Origin of the sequence: Listeria grandensis, from assembly GCF_014322885.1 — a bacterium.
Taxonomy (GTDB): Bacteria; Bacillota; Bacilli; order Lactobacillales; family Listeriaceae; genus Listeria_A; species Listeria_A grandensis.
Genome location: NZ_JAASUG010000008.1, coordinates 28,397 through 47,241 on the forward strand (window position 1 = coordinate 28,397; position 18,845 = coordinate 47,241).

General features: G+C 43.0%; 18 protein-coding genes. 17 read left to right on the forward strand and 1 reads right to left on the reverse strand.

Going from position 1 to position 18,845, the window contains the following annotated elements; genetic code table 11:
* Positions 1-56 precede the first annotated feature (56 nt).
* Positions 57-461, reverse strand: coding sequence for a putative immunity protein (locus HCJ54_RS11400; protein WP_187137719.1), 405 nt, complete (start codon positions 459-461; stop codon positions 57-59).
* Positions 462-879: 418 nt separating this feature from the next.
* Here HCJ54_RS11400 and HCJ54_RS11405 point away from each other — a divergent pair, with 418 nt between their 5' ends.
* The 17 genes from HCJ54_RS11405 (at position 880) to HCJ54_RS11485 (ending at position 18,810) form a co-directional block, all read left to right on the forward strand.
* Positions 880-2,598, forward strand: a complete 1,719-nt coding sequence (locus HCJ54_RS11405; protein WP_187137720.1) for a toxin Cry1Ac domain D-VI-related protein — start codon at positions 880-882, stop codon at positions 2,596-2,598.
* A gap of 137 nt (positions 2,599-2,735) precedes the next feature.
* Positions 2,736-3,476: a WxL domain-containing protein gene (locus tag HCJ54_RS11410; protein ID WP_036066072.1), complete on the forward strand. Its 741-nt coding sequence runs from the start codon at positions 2,736-2,738 to the stop codon at positions 3,474-3,476.
* Positions 3,477-3,638: 162 nt separating this feature from the next.
* A complete protein-coding gene (locus HCJ54_RS11415) occupies positions 3,639-4,256 on the forward strand; it encodes an acetyltransferase (protein ID WP_187137721.1) in 618 nt (205 codons plus the stop codon).
* A gap of 439 nt (positions 4,257-4,695) precedes the next feature.
* Entirely contained in the window at positions 4,696-6,159 is a 1,464-nt protein-coding gene (locus HCJ54_RS11420; protein ID WP_187137722.1) for an FAD-binding oxidoreductase, read from the forward strand.
* A 70-nt stretch (positions 6,160-6,229) separates the two neighbouring features.
* Positions 6,230-6,799: a glycerol-3-phosphate responsive antiterminator gene (locus HCJ54_RS11425; protein WP_036066068.1), complete on the forward strand. Its 570-nt coding sequence runs from the start codon at positions 6,230-6,232 to the stop codon at positions 6,797-6,799.
* Between the two features lie 80 nt (positions 6,800-6,879).
* Positions 6,880-8,163 (forward strand): MFS transporter, encoded by a 1,284-nt coding sequence (locus HCJ54_RS11430; RefSeq protein WP_187137723.1) that lies wholly within the window; start codon positions 6,880-6,882, stop codon positions 8,161-8,163.
* A gap of 14 nt (positions 8,164-8,177) precedes the next feature.
* Entirely contained in the window at positions 8,178-8,954 is a 777-nt protein-coding gene (locus tag HCJ54_RS11435; protein ID WP_187137724.1) for an SDR family oxidoreductase, read from the forward strand.
* A 32-nt stretch (positions 8,955-8,986) separates the two neighbouring features.
* Positions 8,987-10,417, forward strand: a complete 1,431-nt coding sequence (locus HCJ54_RS11440) for an FGGY-family carbohydrate kinase (RefSeq protein WP_187137725.1) — start codon at positions 8,987-8,989, stop codon at positions 10,415-10,417.
* A 222-nt stretch (positions 10,418-10,639) separates the two neighbouring features.
* Complete coding sequence (locus tag HCJ54_RS11445) at positions 10,640-12,319, forward strand: alpha/beta hydrolase (protein WP_187137726.1); 1,680 nt, start codon at positions 10,640-10,642, stop codon at positions 12,317-12,319.
* A gap of 379 nt (positions 12,320-12,698) precedes the next feature.
* Positions 12,699-13,157, forward strand: a complete 459-nt coding sequence (locus HCJ54_RS11450) for a DUF4352 domain-containing protein (protein WP_187137727.1) — start codon at positions 12,699-12,701, stop codon at positions 13,155-13,157.
* A 93-nt stretch (positions 13,158-13,250) separates the two neighbouring features.
* Positions 13,251-14,522 (forward strand): nucleotide sugar dehydrogenase, encoded by a 1,272-nt coding sequence (locus HCJ54_RS11455; protein ID WP_187137728.1) that lies wholly within the window; start codon positions 13,251-13,253, stop codon positions 14,520-14,522.
* A gap of 20 nt (positions 14,523-14,542) precedes the next feature.
* Entirely contained in the window at positions 14,543-15,223 is a 681-nt protein-coding gene (locus HCJ54_RS11460) for a sugar transferase (protein ID WP_187137729.1), read from the forward strand.
* A 114-nt stretch (positions 15,224-15,337) separates the two neighbouring features.
* Positions 15,338-16,087, forward strand: a complete 750-nt coding sequence (locus HCJ54_RS11465) for a WecB/TagA/CpsF family glycosyltransferase (RefSeq protein ID WP_185411021.1) — start codon at positions 15,338-15,340, stop codon at positions 16,085-16,087.
* A gap of 14 nt (positions 16,088-16,101) precedes the next feature.
* Positions 16,102-16,806, forward strand: coding sequence for a YveK family protein (locus tag HCJ54_RS11470; RefSeq protein WP_187137730.1), 705 nt, complete (start codon positions 16,102-16,104; stop codon positions 16,804-16,806).
* A complete protein-coding gene (locus tag HCJ54_RS11475; protein WP_185411017.1) occupies positions 16,807-17,523 on the forward strand; it encodes a CpsD/CapB family tyrosine-protein kinase in 717 nt (238 codons plus the stop codon). It abuts the gene before it with no gap.
* Positions 17,513-18,367: a LicD family protein gene (locus tag HCJ54_RS11480; protein WP_187137731.1), complete on the forward strand. Its 855-nt coding sequence runs from the start codon at positions 17,513-17,515 to the stop codon at positions 18,365-18,367. The genes HCJ54_RS11475 and HCJ54_RS11480 overlap by 11 nt, the downstream gene beginning before the upstream one ends.
* Positions 18,367-18,810: an FAD synthase family protein gene (locus tag HCJ54_RS11485; RefSeq protein WP_036066056.1), complete on the forward strand. Its 444-nt coding sequence runs from the start codon at positions 18,367-18,369 to the stop codon at positions 18,808-18,810. The genes HCJ54_RS11480 and HCJ54_RS11485 overlap by 1 nt, the downstream gene beginning before the upstream one ends.
* The last annotated feature ends 35 nt before the right edge of the window (positions 18,811-18,845 follow it).

Genomic DNA, 18,845 nt, shown 5'->3' on the forward strand with positions numbered 1-18,845 from the left:
CTATGTCAGATTGCACAAAGAATGAAAAGAGGCGTTGGGCAGGTTGCATAAAATGGCTACTGTCTAAGCAGACGCTTCAGTTCCGCATATTGCCAAACACGTTCTGAAGGAAGCGCTTTGGCGGCGTATTCAGCAGCATGGACGGCGTGAGTTGCGACATGTGCCGTTGCTGCGGCATGCCCTGTGGCGCGGGCAATATGGCAAGCGACGAGGTCATCGGTGGCATTACGAGCCGCTGCGTGTGCCGCAAAAGCCGCATCGCGCGCAGCACCAACATTTATGTCACCGCGAATCCAGGCACGACTTGCTTCGATGGCTTGTCTTGGCCTCTTGTCGCTAGGGTACTTCTCTTCAAAAATAGATAATACATGCTCGGCGCAGTTCGCAGCCCAGATAGCTAAGGTACGGTGGTCGGCGGTTTCGGCAAGAGTAGCGATTTGTTGTTTGATAGTGTTATCCATATTGCACCTCCGTATTGTGATACCTACCATGGTAAAGGATGTCATGAAGCAAAGCAAGGATAAGGAACACAAAAATGCTATGTCCCATGTGGTGCTTCATCCATAGAATCCTAGTAAGTTTTTTTACATAGCATCCCGAAATTAATATTCCTCTAAAATACCAATACAGGCGAAAATATGCTCCTAAGACCCAATATTACCCAATATACAGCTAGTCTGTAATTTAACCGATTATACATAAACGATGGATATCCAAGCAATTCACTAATCAAAAAATCGCTAAAATATTGTTCTAAAGCAACAAACCTATCTAAAACGATTTTCTACAGCAATGATCCGTCTAGAAATCATTTTTTCAAATAGGTATATACTAGGTTTATTCCAAGAGGAACGAAATAGCAAAAAAGAAGGTGATGTCATGAAAAAGAAAATAGTCGCATTTGCAGTTATACTTTCTATGTTTGTCAGTCCAACTAGCCTCTATGTTCATGCTTCAGAAGGGACACCACAAGCGGGAGGTCACTTATTAGGTAGTAGTACTACAGATGCCGTGACAATGGTGAATAATTTATTTGTCGATAGTGATCCAACGAAGGGCATTAAAGCAACGACAAACCAAGCTGCTATCGATGCCGCACAATTAGAAGTAGACGCGGTAAGCGATGAAACAGAGAGAGCCGCGCTACAAAAAAACCTACAAAGAGCTAAAGACTTACTAGAACTAGAAAACGGGAAAGCTGGCTTTTACGGATTCACTCTATGGCCAGACGCCGCTGGATGGAGCGCGACAATAGACGTGAGTCAAAGAGCAAAATCATATACTGTCTATATTAATGGATACTACGCAGGTGAGTATAGCAATGGTCGCGGTTATTATTTAGGTGTGAATGGGGGGGCAGAAGTCATTACTCTAAGTCAAGGAACGGCGTTGAAAGATGGCGATGTACTCAGCGTGAGATACAACATGAATGGAAAAGGTTACGAAATAGACCGTCTAATCATTACAGACAAATATGATACTGCAAAAGCTGCTACCGATGCCTTATTTCTTGATAACACCTCAACAAACGAAATCAAACCAACTACTAACCAACCAGCGATTGATGCAGCACAAGCCAAGGTTGACAAGGTAACAAACCCAACAAAAAACGCAGAACTTAATGCAGAAATCGCAAAAGCAAAAGCACAATTAGACATGTTAAACGGTGATAAAGAAGCACCAACGGCAGATACTGTTACACAAACACTGGATAAAGGTGCCGCCATTCCCGAAGCAAGCACATTCCTAACAAACATCCATGATAACGCAGATGGAATTTTACCAAATAATATTGCTATCAGCTATGTCACACCACCAACTACATCGAGTATCGGTGTAAGGACAGTGCAAATTGCTATCAAAGACAGAGCTGGTAATACGGCAATCAAAGACGTAACCTACATTGTCAAAGATGATACAGTAGCAATCGATGGCGACTATGTGATTCACAGCGCCGATGCGCAACTCCAAACGAGTGATTTAGAAGGAAAAAATGCAGAACAAATCACCGAACTTCTTCGTCAAAAAACAGATGTCCTAGGCTGGAATAGCGCGACAGGACAGAATATCACGAGCCAAATCACCTTAGAATCTCCAGTGCCACAAACGAAAGGCACTTATGAACTCGTCTACAAACTGGGAACAGCTACGATGACCTCTCATGTTGTGATTACAGATAACACGACTTTTACTTTCACGGAAACACCAGCTGAATTAGGTTTTGAAAGCACAGAAATTACGTCGAGTGAAACAACGATAGCTCGTGCTGATACAGACTGGAATATTGGTGTGAAAGATCTCAGAAATAACGGAACAGCTTGGTCGGTAACGGCGACAGTAAACGGTCCTTTTCAAACAGCAGAGGCCGATGCTAAGAAATTACCAGATGCGCTCACATTCACACAAGCAGGAACAGAGACGAGAATAAAAGATAACCAAGCGTTTACGATTTATAACGGCCAATCTGATGCACAAACAGAAAAAAATATTTCTTGGGCAAAAGATCAAGGTATTCGTATGAAAATCAATCCAACAGGTGTGAAAGCGGATGCCGAGTACCAAACAAGCGTCACGTGGACACTAAACGATACGCCATGAGCTTTTAAAATAACCTTAAAGGATGTGATGCTAAGAGAATCTGAGGATATTTCTTAACATGACAAAACAATCAAGCAAGACCAAGTGATCTCGGGATAGCATCATCAAATCCTGGCACTTCAAAGGAGAACTTTAACATGACATTCAAAAAATTCGCGGTAGTCGGTTTAGTAACAGTTTCAGCTGTAGCAGCAACTTTAGGTTTTGGAAATCACGCATCAGCAGCAGAAGTCGGTTCGCTAACTACAGATAGCAAAGTGAAATTCACGAAACAAGCCGAAGATACAGTTATTCCGCCAGTAAACCCAATCGATCCAGATCAACCACTTGATCCAGATGCAGAAGTAACACCAGGTACAGGCGGACCACTTAGCATTGGTTACGTATCAGAATTCGACTTTGGAACACAAGAAATTTCTGGTGAAACAAAAACATACAACGCGAAATTAGATAAAGTAAAAGTTGGCGGCGAATACGTAGAAGTACCAAATAACGTACAAGTATCCGATAACCGTGGTAATAACGCAGGTTGGAGCTTAACGGTCGCACAAAATGGTCAATTAAAAGACGGTTCAGCACGTAATCTAGAAGGTGCAGAAATCGCGATTACAAAAGGTACAGCAGTAACGAAAACAGGTACTGGCGTAACAGCACCAACCGTGAACCAACAAATTAAATTGAATCCAAATGGTACAGCAGCAACGGTAATGAACGCGACTGCTAACCAAGGTATGGGTCAATGGGTTGATAAATTTGGAGCAGACAACACAGCTGCTGCAGACGCAGTAACTCTAACAGTTCCAGGTAAATCAGCGAAATATGCCGATTCAGACTATGCAACAACACTAACTTGGACACTATCTGATACACCACAATAATTTAAAAAGTAGGAAATGCGTATCAAAAATCTAGTTTTAGATTTTTGGTACGCATTTTTCTATGTTAGGCGCACGGAAACGAAGGCTAATCTGAACAATCTGCGTATACATACATCTCGTGGTATACTAAATAACAAATGTATCAGTTAAAGGAGAATCGAGATGGCAGACGTAATCATAGTTGGAGATGGCGGTCATAGTAAAGTTGTTCGGGAATGTTTGGAGCAGCAAGGTATCGATACTATCATCGGTACTTTAGACAATAAATACACAAGTTACGAAAAAAATGGGGCACAATTCCAAGCTCCATTTGACGATTTTGAGCGGTATAAAAAGGATGCAACATTATGGTTCATCGCTATTGGAGATAATAAAGCACGTGCGGAGATTGCCGCCAAATTAGGCGATGTGGCATATGCAACGATTATACATCCGACAGCAATTGTTTCAAAAACTGCTACCATTGAGCCGGGGAGCGTCATCATGCCATTAGCAGTTATCCAACCAGATAGCGTTATTGGTGCGCATACTATCATTAATACAGGCGCGATTATCGAACACGACGTCATCATTTCAGAAGCGGCTCACGTCTCTCCAAGAGCCACTGTAACAGGTGGAGTTAAAATTGGTAGGGGTGTCCACGTGGGTGCTGCAGCGGTTGTGAATCCGGGTTTGGATTTAGGCGCATATTCTGTTATTGGTTCGGGCGCAGTTGTTGTTGGCGATACAGAGGCAGGAATGACGTATGTAGGAGTACCAGCTCGGAAGTTGGATAGGTGATTGTACATGCGGAAACGCTTCGATTTTTGACGTAGCATCGTTTTCAGATCTAGCTTTTGTTGTGGCTCTTACAAAGCCTACTTTGCTGCGTTAGAGCCTCCATATGCATGAGAACGTAGTGAGCATGTAATCCATGTGTTGCATCGTGTCCTGCGCCTTCGGATCCAGCTTCAACGGCCAACTCCTCGAAAACTTCACGCCCTTCATAAAAATCAAAAGAGGATTTTTACTGCGGCCGCTCCAGTTTTTTTCGGAGCTGAACTGGCCGTTTCAGCTTTTTGCTCTTGACTTTAATGTAAGCGTTCTATATACTGTAGTTAGTTGCTAGAGAATTGAGATAAGCGACTCCTTATTTGTAGGAGTGCGCTTTTTTTGTGCTCTAAATACAGAAAAATTTACCATTTTGGTGAAGAAGCAGATTGAAAGGGGTTATTTTAACATGGTTTTATCGACAGTTTTATCACGTGAGGAAGTTGTGTCGGCAATGGAGAAGTTGGTTGGGGTAGTGAATGTCGTGACGGAAGAACAGGAATTGAAACATAGTAGTATTGATCGTTATCGTAAGTATGAGGATATTTCGGGGGTATTTACGCAACCGATTCCGGCGGCAATTGTGAAGGCGCGAAATACGGATGATATCGCGAATGTACTGAAGTTTTGTAACGATAATGGTGTCAATTGTATTCCACGGACGGGGAATTCGGCGCTTGAGAGTATGCTGGAATCGCGGAAGCTAAATCATATCGTGTTAGACGGCTCGGGGCTGGATAAGGTGATAGAGATTGATGAATATAATATGCAAGTGACATGCCAAGCGGGTGTCGTGCTGGAGGATATCGAGAATCAGCTACGTGCGAAAGGGTTGACGACGGGACATTCGCCACAGTCTAAACCACTTGCGCAAATGGGTGGCTTGGTCGCAACGCGCAGTACGGGACAGTTTTCGACGCTGTACGGCGGGATCGAGGACATGATCGTAGGACTTGAAGCCGTTTTTCCAAATGGAGAAGTGACACGGATTAAAAATGTACCGAGACGTGCGGCAGGGCCTGATATTCGTCACGTTGTTGTCGGGAACGAAGGCGCGCTTTGTTACATCACGGAAGTCACGGTGAAAATTTTCAAATACCAGCCGGAGAATCATCGTTTTTACGGCTACACGCTAGATGATATGCAAGTTGGCTTTGAAATTTTGCGTGAGGTAATGGTGGCGGGATACAAGCCGTCGATTGCGAGACTCTATGATGTGGCAGACGCGGCGGGACATTTTTCACATTTCCAAAAGGACAAATGCGTGCTGATTTTTATGGCAGAAGGTCCTGCGGGGATTACTGCGGCGACGGGTGCTGGGATTGAGGAGATCGTTGCCAAATATGGACAATGTGAGCAGGTCAAGAGTCAGCTGATTTCAGACTGGTTTGATAACTTGAATTGGTTCCCAGAGCAGGTGGCAGAGGAACGCGAGGAGATTGTCGCTACGAAAAACATGGGATTCACGACTGAAATCGCGGCGAACTGGGGCCAAATTAATGCGATTTATGAGTCAGCATGTGCGCGTGTCAAAGCGGAAATACCTGATGTGACATGGGTTGGCGGACATTCTTCACATAGTTATATGAACGGGACGAACCTGTATTTCGTCTATTATTATGATCTTGTGGACTGTAAACCAGAAGAAGAGATTAATAAATATCACAACCCGATTAACCAGATTATCGTGGAGGAATCGTTGAAGCATGGCGGTACGATGGTGCATCATCATGGGGTTGGGAAAGCGCGCGCGCCGTGGATCAAGGACGAGTATGGTTCTTCCTTCTATATTCTGAAGACGCTAAAACAAGCGTTTGATCCGAATAATGTGATGAATGCTGGAAATATTATTCCGCTTGAGTTCATGGACTAGTAAAGGTAAGATGGTGTATCAATCTCTTGTCATAAGGGGTTGATACATTAGTGAAAGTAGGGGATTTATAGTGAGAGAGAACATGCTAGATTTATTGGCGGATAACCCGATTATCGCCGCAATTAAGGATGAGACAGGGCTTGAAAAAGTGGTGCAATCCAACTGTCATCTTGTGTTTATTTTATACGGAAACATTTGTAATATTAGTCAAATTGTAGAGCGTGTGAAGGCGGCTGGAAAAATTGCTTTCGTGGATATCGATTTGGTAGAAGGTACATCCAATCGCGAAATTGTCGTTGATTTCATGCGTAAAAATACGGAAACAGATGGCATCATTAGTTCGAAACCAGCGATTGTTCGCGCGGCTAAAATGAAAGGTTTTTACACGATTCATCGCTTTTTCTTGATTGATTCGATGTCATATCATAATTTACCAAAACAAGTAGCGGCATCAAAAACGGATTGTGTAGAAATTTTGCCTGGATGTATGCCAAAAGTGCTCGGTTGGGTGCAGGAGGCGATCAGTCAGCCGGTGATTGCGAGTGGTCTGGTGTGTGATAAAGAGGATGTTTTGACAGCGCTAAAAGCAGGAGCTGTCGCGATTTCTTCGACGAGTCCGGATGTGTGGGACAATATTTAAATTTTAAAAAATGCGGATCAGAAAAAATCATTTTAACCAAATAATGTAAGCGGTTTCTATGGAACTAAGGGGGGCAAACTATGAAGAAAGCAAAATATAGTCGTTGGTTTATCATTGCCATCATTGGTATGACAGGCGGTATGAGCTTTGAGCTGCCATATTTGAAATATAATTATCAGGTGCCGATGGAGTCGCTGATGGGGCTGAGTGCGACACAGGTTGGATTTATTATGAGTGTTTATGGAACCGCGGCGATGGTACTTTATGCACCAAGTGGGGTTATCGCGGATAAGTTCTCCCATAAAAAATTGATTACGTTCTCGATGCTGGTGACGGGTGGACTCGCGTTTGTGATGGCGCTTTATCCGCCGTATTGGATGTTACTGGTGATTCAAGTGTTACTGGCGATTACAACGGTACTGTTCATGTGGTCGGCGACAGTGAAGGCAGTTGCGATACTTGGAACGGCAGAGGAACAAGGAAGTTTGCTCGGTTTTGCAGAAGGGATGCGGGGCTTTGGGGCACTTGTGACGGCGTTTTTGACGTTGTGGATGTTCCAATTGTTTGGCGCGGATCAGAACCCGAATAGCTTAAAAGCTGTGATGGTAACGTACGGGATTTTTTATCTGGTGTTTGGGATTTTATGTTGGTTTGTTGTCCCTGAGGAGTCAAAAGAGGCGCGGGCGAGCCTTCCGAAATCAGAGAAGACGACGGCTAAGGACATTTTACTCGTTTTGAAAAGGCGGACGACGTGGTATTGTAGCCTGATTATTATGGGTGTGTATACGATTTTTGCAGTGCTCAGTTATACGACGAGTTATTTGATCGATATTTTTGCGATGCCGGTTGTGATGGCGACGTTTATCGGGATGATTAGAAATCAGGTTTTCCGGACGATTAGTGGGCCAGTGGGTGCGATTGTTTCTGCGAAGACGCGTTTGAAATCGCCGACGAAGATTATATTTATTGGTGGGATTGCGACGTTTGCTGGACTGATTTGTTTGATTGTGATTCCGGCGAGTAAGAGTATTATTTTGGTGATGATCGGGCTTGTGTTGCTGCTTGCGTTCTTCAATTATGTGTCGCGCGGCATGTATTTCGCGACGATTGGGGAGGCTGGAACGCCGAATAAGACGATGGGAACGACGATTGGTGTGGCATCTTTGATTGGATTTTTGCCGGACGTGTTCATTTATCCGCTCATCGGGAATTGGCAGGATACGCTTGAGGCGACGGTGGCGTACCGCAATATGTGGATTCTCGGGCTTGTGGCGACGGGGATGGCACTGGTTTTCTGTATGTTATTAATGCGCGATATCAAGAAGAAAAAAGCGGCCGTGATGGCTGCAGTGGAAACGATTTGAAGGAGGAATTAGAGATGAATATTCAAGATTTTCAAATGGACTTTTTTTCATTAAAAGGTAAAAATGCGATTGTGACTGGTGGGAACTCTGGACTTGGGCAGGCTTTTGCGTTGGCGTTGGCTAAGGCGGGGGCGAACCTTTTTATTCCGAGTATTGTGGCGGATGATGGGACGACGGAGCGGCTGATTTCGGAAGTCGGTGGAAAAATGGTGTTCATGCAAGCGGATATCACGAAGGAGGGCGTGCCAAAACAGGTTATTGATGGGTGCGTGGAGGCGCTTGGAAGCGTGGATATTTTAGTGAACTCGGCTGGGATTTGTAAAATTGCGGAGGTGCAGGAGTTTGGGCGTAAGGAATGGGATCCGATGATTCAGCTGAATTTGACGGCGGCTTTTGAGCTGAGTTATGAGGCTTCGAAACGGATGATTCCGCAACGTAGCGGGAAAATTATCAACATCTGCTCGCTGTTCTCGTTCCTTGGTGGGCAGTGGTCACCAGCGTATGCGGCGACGAAACACGGGATTGCGGGCTTGACGAAGGCGTATTGTGACGAGTTAGCGCAGTATAATATTCAGGTGAACGGGATTGCGCCTGGGTATTACGCGACGGAAATTACGACGGCGACGAGGAGCAATCCGGAAACGAATCAGCGCGTGCTGGATCACATTCCAGCGAACCGTTGGGGTGAGACGCAGGATTTGATGGGAACAACGGTCTTTCTTGCGAGTCGTGCTTCGGATTATGTGAATGGGCACTTGCTCGTTGTGGACGGTGGCTATTTGGTACGCTAAAAATTTGATAGGAAAGAAAGGTCTAGATACTTATGATGAAGAAATATATTATTGGGATTGATGGTGGTTCGCAAAGCTCGAAAGTGGTCATTTTTGATTTGGAGGGTGTCATTGTGTCGGAAGGCAAGTGTGAGCTGCAACCGATGCATTTAGCGGAAAACGGTGTGGTAGAACATCCTGACGACGATTTGTGGGACTCACTAGTTGTGGCAAGCCGAGCGGCGATGGATAATTTCCCGGGAAATAAAGCGGATATTATTGGACTTGGCTTATGTACAATCCGATTCTGTCGGGCATTGTTGAAGCGGGACGGGAGTTTGGCCTCGCCAGTGATGAGCTGGATGGATGCGCGGGTGTCAAAACCTTACGAACATGCAAACGAAGAGGTTGCGTATGTGACGACGACTTCGGGATACATGACGCACCGTCTGACGGGGAACTTCGTGGATACGGCGGCGAACTATCAAGGACAGTGGCCGATTGATACCGATGCTTGGACGTGGAGTGCAGACGAGACGGTGATCAGTCAGTTTGGGATTCCGCGCAGGATGCTGTTCGATTTGCAGATGCCGGGCACAAAGCTTGGCACAGTAACAGAACAGGCGGCAAACACATTAGGTATTCCAGCAGACATTCCGGTCATCGCAACGGCAAACGATAAAGCGGTAGAAGCACTCGGCGCCGGGTTACTCACTGAAAATACCGCGCTGATCTCGCTTGGTACCTATATCGCGGCAATGATTCCAGGCCCAACCAATCCAAAAGGCACGACGGCGTTTTGGACAAATTTTGCATCGACACCGCATCAATATCTCTATGAAAGCAACGGAATCAGACGTGGCATGTGGACGGTGAGCTGGTTTAAAGAACTTTTAGGCGATGATATCATGCTAAAAGCGCACCAAGACGGCCATTCAGTGGAGGAATTCCTAAACCGCGAGGCACAACATATCCCTGCTGGTTCAGAAGGTTTAATGACGATCCTTGATTGGCTAGCCCCCTCGGATGCACCGTACCGCAAAGGCATGATGATCGGATTCGACGCGAGGCATACACGCGCGCATATCTATCGCTCCATCTTAGAAGCCATTACTTTGACGATGAAAAATCGAGTCGATGAGATGTGTGCCGAGCTTGGAATCACATTGGACAATATCATCATTTCTGGAGGTGGCTCTAATAGTACCTTACTGATGCAAATATTCGCAGACGTATTTGGAATCCCGGCGACACGAAATGAAGTCAATGGTTCCGCAAGCCTAGGCGCCGCAATATGTGTCGCTGTAGCGCTAGAAGTTTACCCAAATTACAATACCGCAACTAAAAAAATGGTCAGAATACGCGATCAATTCGAAGCCACACTAAAAAACAACACCTTATATAGTAGAATAAATCAAGAAGTATACAGAGACATCACAGCAACCACCGATACCATCTTGAAAAAAGCAGCGATGATTTTCTGAAAAATAAAAAGTGTTAAGCGTCCTTTCAGAGGATCGTTTGACACTTTTTTTCATGATTTACAAATGATTATGACAAAAAACTTTATTTATCGTAATATTTGTATTATAATTGAAACATAAGTAATCTAACGGTAGTGGGAGGAGGATGAACTAGTCTAGCATAGTTTACTTTTACGATCGAAGAGACCAAGGCTAAATAACAGAAACAACAAGGAGGACACAATGAAAAACAAAAAAAGCATCTCATTATTAGGTATTTTAGCAGTCGTCGCCATCGGGATTAGCGTTATTTATTTAGTACCCGTCATAACAGAAGGGCCAAAGGTGACAGTACTAGCAACGACGAACCAACAATCCAAGCCAGCCAAAGCAACGGAGGTTGAGACAGTTAACTACAATTTAGGCAAAGGCATATTAAAAACACCAGGAAAAGTAGACATGCCTTACATGAAACAAGGCGTGCTTTCGATTCCCAAAGGAAAAGGAGGACCATATCCGCTTGTTGTCATTATACATGGGCGCCATGCTATTCGTAACTACGAAAAGATAACAGAAGCAGAGAATTACTATAAAGGATTTACTTATCTAGCTGAGTCACTAGCAAGAGAAAAATATGCTGTCATAAGCATTGACGTCAATGCCGAACAATTCGAAGTATACAAAGAATTAGTAGCGGCAGGAGGCATTGATTACGGTAATTCTAAAAATTTTGAGCGCTTGATTACAATCTACAAAGCCCACATGAGTGCATTATCCAAAGCAGTTAACGGTGAGGCTTCCAATTTTAAATTAGATTTGAAAAATAAAATCAATCTAAATGATGTGACACTTATAGGACATTCCAGAGGTGGACAAGGTATTGATTTTCTTGCTGCAAACTTGAAAAAAGAGGGTAATAATTCGATCAAAGGCATGATTTCGCTAGCACCATCAAAAAACTTAGCTAATGCGCCATACACGGATGTTCCTCATGGCTTTATTATTCCAGAATACGATTTCGACGTAGCAAATCTGGAAGGTCAAGTATCCTTCGACGAGCTAAAAGCCAAGAAAGGGCGTAAGTCATGGGCAAATGATGTTTTTCTAAGAGGTGCCAACCACTATTACTTCAGCAGAAAATTAGATCTTAGTTTCACGCCTAACGTACCGATTGACAACGTTTTAGAAAAGAATACAATCAACAGAAAGCAGCACGAAACATTCCTTACCAATTATGCAACGGAGTTTTTAGGCATCATTCATGGCAAGGTAAAGCCGACAAACAATTTCAACCCGAACAATATAGCACCACAAAAAATGTACGGACTCAAAGTAATGACGACCATGTACACACCAAAAACAGAGCTATTATTCTCTGCAGATGCTAAGAAAAAGGTCAAAGAATCAGGCGCCAAAGCAAAATACGTTGTAGAATCTGTAGATGAGAAGTGGAATACAGCAGGCTACTTTAGGCATCCAATCGAATCGGAGTTTAACACGAATGGCCCCAATCTAAATCTATTAAATGTAACTTGGAAGAATAAAAAAGATAAAATAGAATTACCATTAAATACAGCAGATTTTTCGAAATTCTCAACAATACGGCTACTAATCGCACAAGACAGCACACAAAAAATAAATAAAGGTAGAGATCAAGCTTTTACTATCATATTTACAGATAAGAAAGGGAAGCAATCCGAAGTGTTAGTGGATAAAAATACACCAGCACTTAGTTATCTTTACGGAGTAGAAGTGAAATCATTCTCGAAACCGTTTTGGCTGGGTTACACGCCGCTGAGTGATTTAAGAATTCCTTTAACACTACTAGGAAACATCAATAAGAAAGAAATTAAAAGCATTTCTTTCGCATTTAACCAAACCGATACAGGCGCAATCATGTTACGAGAGATGGTATTACAATAGAAAGCAGGATACACACTAGCCCATAAGACGGGAGGTGCGTATCCTGCTTTTTTCGTTGCGAAAAAATATGTACATAACACACGGGCAAAAAAGTTCGCAAAGTAGTAACAATATGGGTCGTTGAATTCTAATACGCTAGAATATTAAAGTCGACATTGCTGTTAGAATGAGTACTATCAGCTAATAAGAAGACATGAACACGTATCTAATCAACACCCGCAAGTCTACTAATTTAACCGAAAATAGATACATGATTTTAAATAATAGACAAAAAAAATCAATTATACGGAATCTAGCGTTTCTTGCAATTTTAGGTGATAAGCTATTAGTAGATCCAGAAGAACAAACCCCCTAAAAAAGAAAGGAAGAACGTAATATTATGAAAAAGAAGAAAAGCCTCCTTACACTATTTACCGTGAGTTTAGCAGTTGTTATGATCCTCGCTGGATGTGGCAATGCCGCGGTAAGCGATGATATCGGTAAAACAAGAACAGTAAACGATCTCGAAATCACTGTAACAAATGTAGAGATGAAAGATAGTAACAACAACGACAAACAAATGGCTAAGATCGATTTCTCCGTTAAGAACGTTGGAAAAGAAGAATCAGGTGCAGGTGCAGGCGATTTCGCTATCCAAACGAAAGATGGGAAAAAACATCAAGTTTACGGACTAAATGCCAATAACTTTGGAGATGCAATCGCGGCAGGTAAGACACTGAAAGGCTCAGGTTACTATGAAATTCCGGCAGATCAAAAAGAATTCACCATTTTATATGAGCCAAACATTGACGAAGTAACAGAAAAAATCAAATGGACGATCACCGTACCTTCCAAATAATCGTGCTAAAAGTAGAAAGACCAATAATGCTCAAGGCTGAGCGAGAAGCGCCAGCCTTGTGTCGTTAAAAAATCGAAAGGTGGAAATATATTGATGAATATTACAGTAGTAGGGCTTGGATATATAGGGTTACCAACAGCAATCCTATTTGCTAAATACGGAAATACAGTGACAGGTGTTGACTTGTCTCCTGTAATGACAGCAAATTTGAACGCTGGTCAGCTTCACATCGAAGAAGCAGGCTTAGCTGAGGATTTGCAGGAGGCCCTCGAACTTGGTAAATTTCATGCTAGCACAACACCAGTCAGCGCAGATGCTTATATCGTTGCTGTTCCAACTCCTAACAAAGATGATTTATATAAATCCTGCGACACAAGCTACATTGAGTCAGCCCTAACCAGCATTCTTCCCTCTTTGAAGAAAAACGATACGATCATTATTGAATCCACGATTGCCCCACGAACGATGGCTGATGTAGTACAACCAATGATTGAAAATGCCGGTTTCACGGTCGGTGAAGACATTTATCTAGCCCATTGCCCAGAACGTGTTTTGCCAGGAAATATCATGCACGAATTAGTCCACAATCCGCGAATTATCGGCGGTATCACGGAAGCATGTACCGAAAAAGCAGCCGCAGTGTATAGCTCTTTTGTCGAAGGTGAAATCATCAAGGCCCAAGCAGGTGAAGCAGAACTAAGCAAATTGATGGAAAATACCTATCGTGATGTGAATATCGCGCTAGCAAATGAGCTTGCTAAGATCAGTAACCACTTAGAAATCGATGCCCTACGTGTTATCGAAATGGCCAATAAGCATCCACGTGTAAACTTACACCAACCAGGACCAGGTGTTGGCGGACACTGTCTAGCGGTAGACCCGTACTTCGTTATTGCCGCAGCACCAGAGCAATCCCCACTAATGCAAACAGCACGTGAAGTCAACAACAGCATGCCGTCCTATATCGTTGAGCAAGTGGAACAACTGATGGCAGATCAAGAAGGAAACCGCGTGACTCTATTTGGTCTAACATATAAAGGAAACATCGATGACATCCGCGAAAGCCCCGCTATGGAAGTAAAAGAATTGCTCCTAGAATCAGGATTTGACGTCCAAACATTCGATCCACACGTAGCAACAGAAATTTTGACAGGCGAGGAAGCTTGTAAAGATAGTTCTCTCATTATAGTCTTAAGCGATCACAGTGAGTTTTGCGATATACCTGAAAGTTACACGAACCAAATGCGCGAAGCCGTTCTATTCGATACGAAAAATATAGTTCAAACTTTAGGTAACGACGTGAGCTATTTCAACCATGGTAATTTACACCAAGCTAAAACAAAGAAAAGAGCGCTAACAATCTAAATGAAAGGATGTGAACGAAGATGGAAAAAGCAGATTTCCAAATAACCCAGACAACGACACCATTTTCGAAAAGTACACGTAAATCACACGAAAAACCATTACATGACAGAGTATGGCGGCTATTTGATTTTATTGCCGCCATCTTCGCGCTCATCATTTCAGCTCCAATCCTCTTTCTTATAGCCACGAGTATTAAACTCGAAAATTGGAAAGCCCCCGTATTCTTCAAACAAAAACGCGTTGGTAAAGGTGGACAAACGTTTTATATGTACAAATTCCGCTCGATGTATGTCGATGCAGAGGCGCAATTGGCCAAATTGCAAGCTCAGAACGAAATGGAAGGCCACATGTTCAAAATGAAAGACGATCCGAGAATTACGAAAGTCGGCAAATGGATTCGTAAAACAAGCCTCGACGAATTTCCCCAATTCATCAACATTTTAAAAGGTGACATGTCATTCGTCGGGCCGCGTCCACCACTAATAAGCGAATACGAAAACTACACAAACTATGAAAAGAAACGCCTACTTGTTACACCAGGATGCACTGGTTTATGGCAAGTAAGCGGTCGAAATAATGTAAGCTTCCAGCAAATGGTCGAATTAGATCTGGCATATATTAAAAAAAGGTCGATTCCTCTCAATATTAAGATTTTACTCCTGACATTCAAAGAATTTACCGGTAAAGGAAGCGGAATGTAGCCTGTCCGTCCGAACTATTGACAAAAAGTATCAATTATCTGGAATATACCAAATGTAAACACTTTTGCTGTTACACTTGTAGTACAAGAAAGAACAAGAAAGGACGAACGCCAAATGAGAACCCAATTGCTAGGCAGTAACTTAGATTGCTTAACCTTATCCGAAACATTAATCAAGATCGAAACAATAATCAAAAAAAGAGTTCCAACACAGCATGTTGTTATCAACGCAAATAAGATCAACCTGATGTACGAAGACGCAAAACTAAGAGACATTGTCAACGCATCTCCACTCATCAACGCGGACGGCTCCTCCATTGTTCTAGCGGGTAAACTCCTCGGACACGACATTCCAGAGCGTGTCACAGGCATTGACTTATTCGAACAACTACTCGAAATCTGTAACGATAAAGGATATCGTCCCTATTTTCTCGGAGCAACCCAAGAAGTTATCGAAAAAATAGAATCACACTACAAACAAAAATATCCTAACATGTCCTTCGCAGGCTTCCGAAATGGTTATTTCCAAGCCGAAGAATCAGCCGACATCGCCGACACGATCCGTGAAAGCAAAGCAGACGTCCTATTTCTCGCCTTCTCCAGTCCACAAAAAGAATACTGGGCAAGCGAGCACTTAGAACGATTAGACGTTCCATTTGTGATGGGAGTCGGTGGCAGCTTTGATGTTATCGCCGGTAAAACAACACGCGCCCCACAATGGATGCAAAAAGCCGGATTAGAATGGTTTTACCGCTTTATTCAAGAGCCACGTCGGATGTTCCGTCGCTATTTCCTAGGTAACCTACAATTTTTAAATCATATCAAAAATGAAAAAATGAATCTTCGGAAAGCCAATCGCCAATAAGGAAGGAGAAACAAATGAAAGAAACTCTTAGTATCAAATCCATTTTTCAAATAATCAAGCGACACTTGTTGCTTCTTATAAGCACAGCCGTTATCGGAGCCCTTACTGCAGGTGTAGCACTGATGTTCCTGATCACACCGATGTACGAAGCTAAAACGCAAATTCTTGTGACACAATCTGTACAAGACGCAGGTGTAAACAACCTCCAAACTTCTGAGGTACAAGCTAACATCCAACTTGTGAACACATATACAGCCCTACTAACAAGCCCCCGAATCCTCGATGATGTGGCTAAAAATTTAGGTGGTAACTACACAGCAGGAAAACTGATGGGTAAAATCACGGTTGGTAGCCAACATAATTCCCAAGTTATCAACGTCAGCGTACAAGACGAGGACCAAGCTCAGGCCGCTTTGATAGCCAATGCAGTCGCGGAATCTTTCGCCAAAATTACCCCCGACGTGATGAACGTGAACAATATTGACATCTTAGCGAAAGCAGATGTTGCAGCTAATCCAAGACCAGTCAGCCCAAGCCCAGTAATACTTATCGGAGGCGGAGCTATTGGTGGTATGATGATCGGTTTTGTAATCATGGTTATCCGCGTTGTCTTTAATACAAAATTCAAAGATGAAACAGAAGTAATCGACGAGCTAGGCATTCCATTACTTGGTAATATCGCCAAAATTCCAGAAACTCATGGGGAAGGATTGAAATAAATGAGAAAAGCGAAAAATAAAAAGAAGGTTGAATCTCGCCATAGGCGCAAGAAATCCACCGAGCCGCAAAAATTAGTCGCTAAAATAAGCCCAAAGTCACCACATTCTGAGTTGTTTCGTTCGATTCGTACAAATATCGAGTTCTCAAGCGTCGATAAAATCATGAAATCGATTCTTATTACATCCTCCGAGCCTGATTCTGGTAAATCACTTATCTGTGCTAATTTAGCCGTCGTATTCGCCCAACAAGGCAAAAAAACACTCCTCATCGATGGCGATTTACGTAAACCAACCGTGAAAAAAATCTTCCCAGAAGCAATGTCACATGGCCTAACAGGAATTTTAACAAGTAAAATCACGATCAACGAAGCAATCTGCGGCACTGATGTCGAGAACTTATACGTATTACCAGCAGGAATTGTACCACCAAATCCATCGGAGCTTTTAGGTTCTGAGAAAATGAAACAAGTATATGCCGAGCTTTATGAGATATTTGATCAAATCATCTTTGACACACCACCAATCCAACTAGTCGTTGATGCCCAACTGCTTTGTTCGCTAGTAGACGGTTCGATCTTACTTGTTCGTAGCGACCATTCCTCCAGAGAAAACAGTAAAAAAGCCCTTCAAAAATTACAGAGCGGGAGCGCACACGTGATTGGTAGCATTTTCAACAACCAAAAAATGAAAATGGAAGGATACTACTATGCCGAATAAGGTAAATAATGGCGACCATTTAACAACAGGTCTATTCGAACAATTAAAACAAGTCGAATTAAGCATCTTGCTGGATGTGGCAACGCTTTGTGAGAAACACAACCTCACATATTACCTGATCGGCGGGACTCTGCTTGGAGCCATCAGACACGACGGCTTTATCCCATGGGATGACGATATAGATATCGCGATGCCCCGTAAAGACTTCGAAGCTTTCCAAAAAATCGCCAAGACTGAACTACCAGAATCACTATTTTTACATTATGGCACAACTGATGCGGAATACTATTTACCAATCATCAAAATCAGGAAAAATGGCACGATTTTCGAGGAAGAAAGCGCCTCACCTAGCATTAAACATAAAGGTATCTTCATCGATATTTTCCCGCTAGACAACGCTAAAAAGAACAGCGGTTTCCTTTTCCATATGAAAGGACGCTTCTTAAAACAACTAAAGAGCCTCCTGTTCCTAAAAATTAACGAAAAAACAACGCTCCACCAGATAGCACCCTGGAAAAAAGCCGTACTAAAACTCATCAAACCAGTCCCAACAAGCTTTTTATTCCGAGTATTAACGAACTACATGCAAAGCGGTGCCGATGATAGCGCGCCATACTATGTCAATCACGGCAGCCAATACGGCTACAAAAAACAAACGATGCCAAAAACAATGTACGACACGGCAGCAACGACAGTGTTTGAAGGACATAACTTCCGAATCCCAGCCCAAACTGAGCAACTTTTAGAGCGGATCTATGGTAAAAAATACATGGAACTGCCACCCGTCGAAAAACGCATCACCCACAAACCAAAACGAATCCAGTTGAAAGAGGAGATAATCTGATGAAAAAATATAGTGTAGGCCTAACGACAGGCGTATTTGATTTATTCCATGTCGGCCATTTGAACATCCTGAAAAACGCCAAATCCCAATGTGATATCCTGATCGTTGGTGTCAGTACAGATGAATTCGTTCAAGCATACAAAAATAAGACGCCAGTTATCCCATTTGCCGATCGTAAAGCGATTGTCGAAGCCCTGCAATACGTTGATCTAGTCGTTCCGCAAACGAGCCACGAGAGCAAGCTGAACATGATTGACAACCATAATATCGACGTGATGTTTCACGGTAGCGACTGGAAAGGTAGCCCAACTTTCAACAAATTAGAAGCAGAATTCAAGCGTCGTGCCGTTGAAATTGTTTATTTTGACTATACAGCGGGTGTTTCCTCCACAAAACTTGTCGAAACGATCCAACAAGAAACCATATTAGTAGCGGGAGCATAACTGTTTACAAATTGTTGACAAAAGCTATCAAAAAT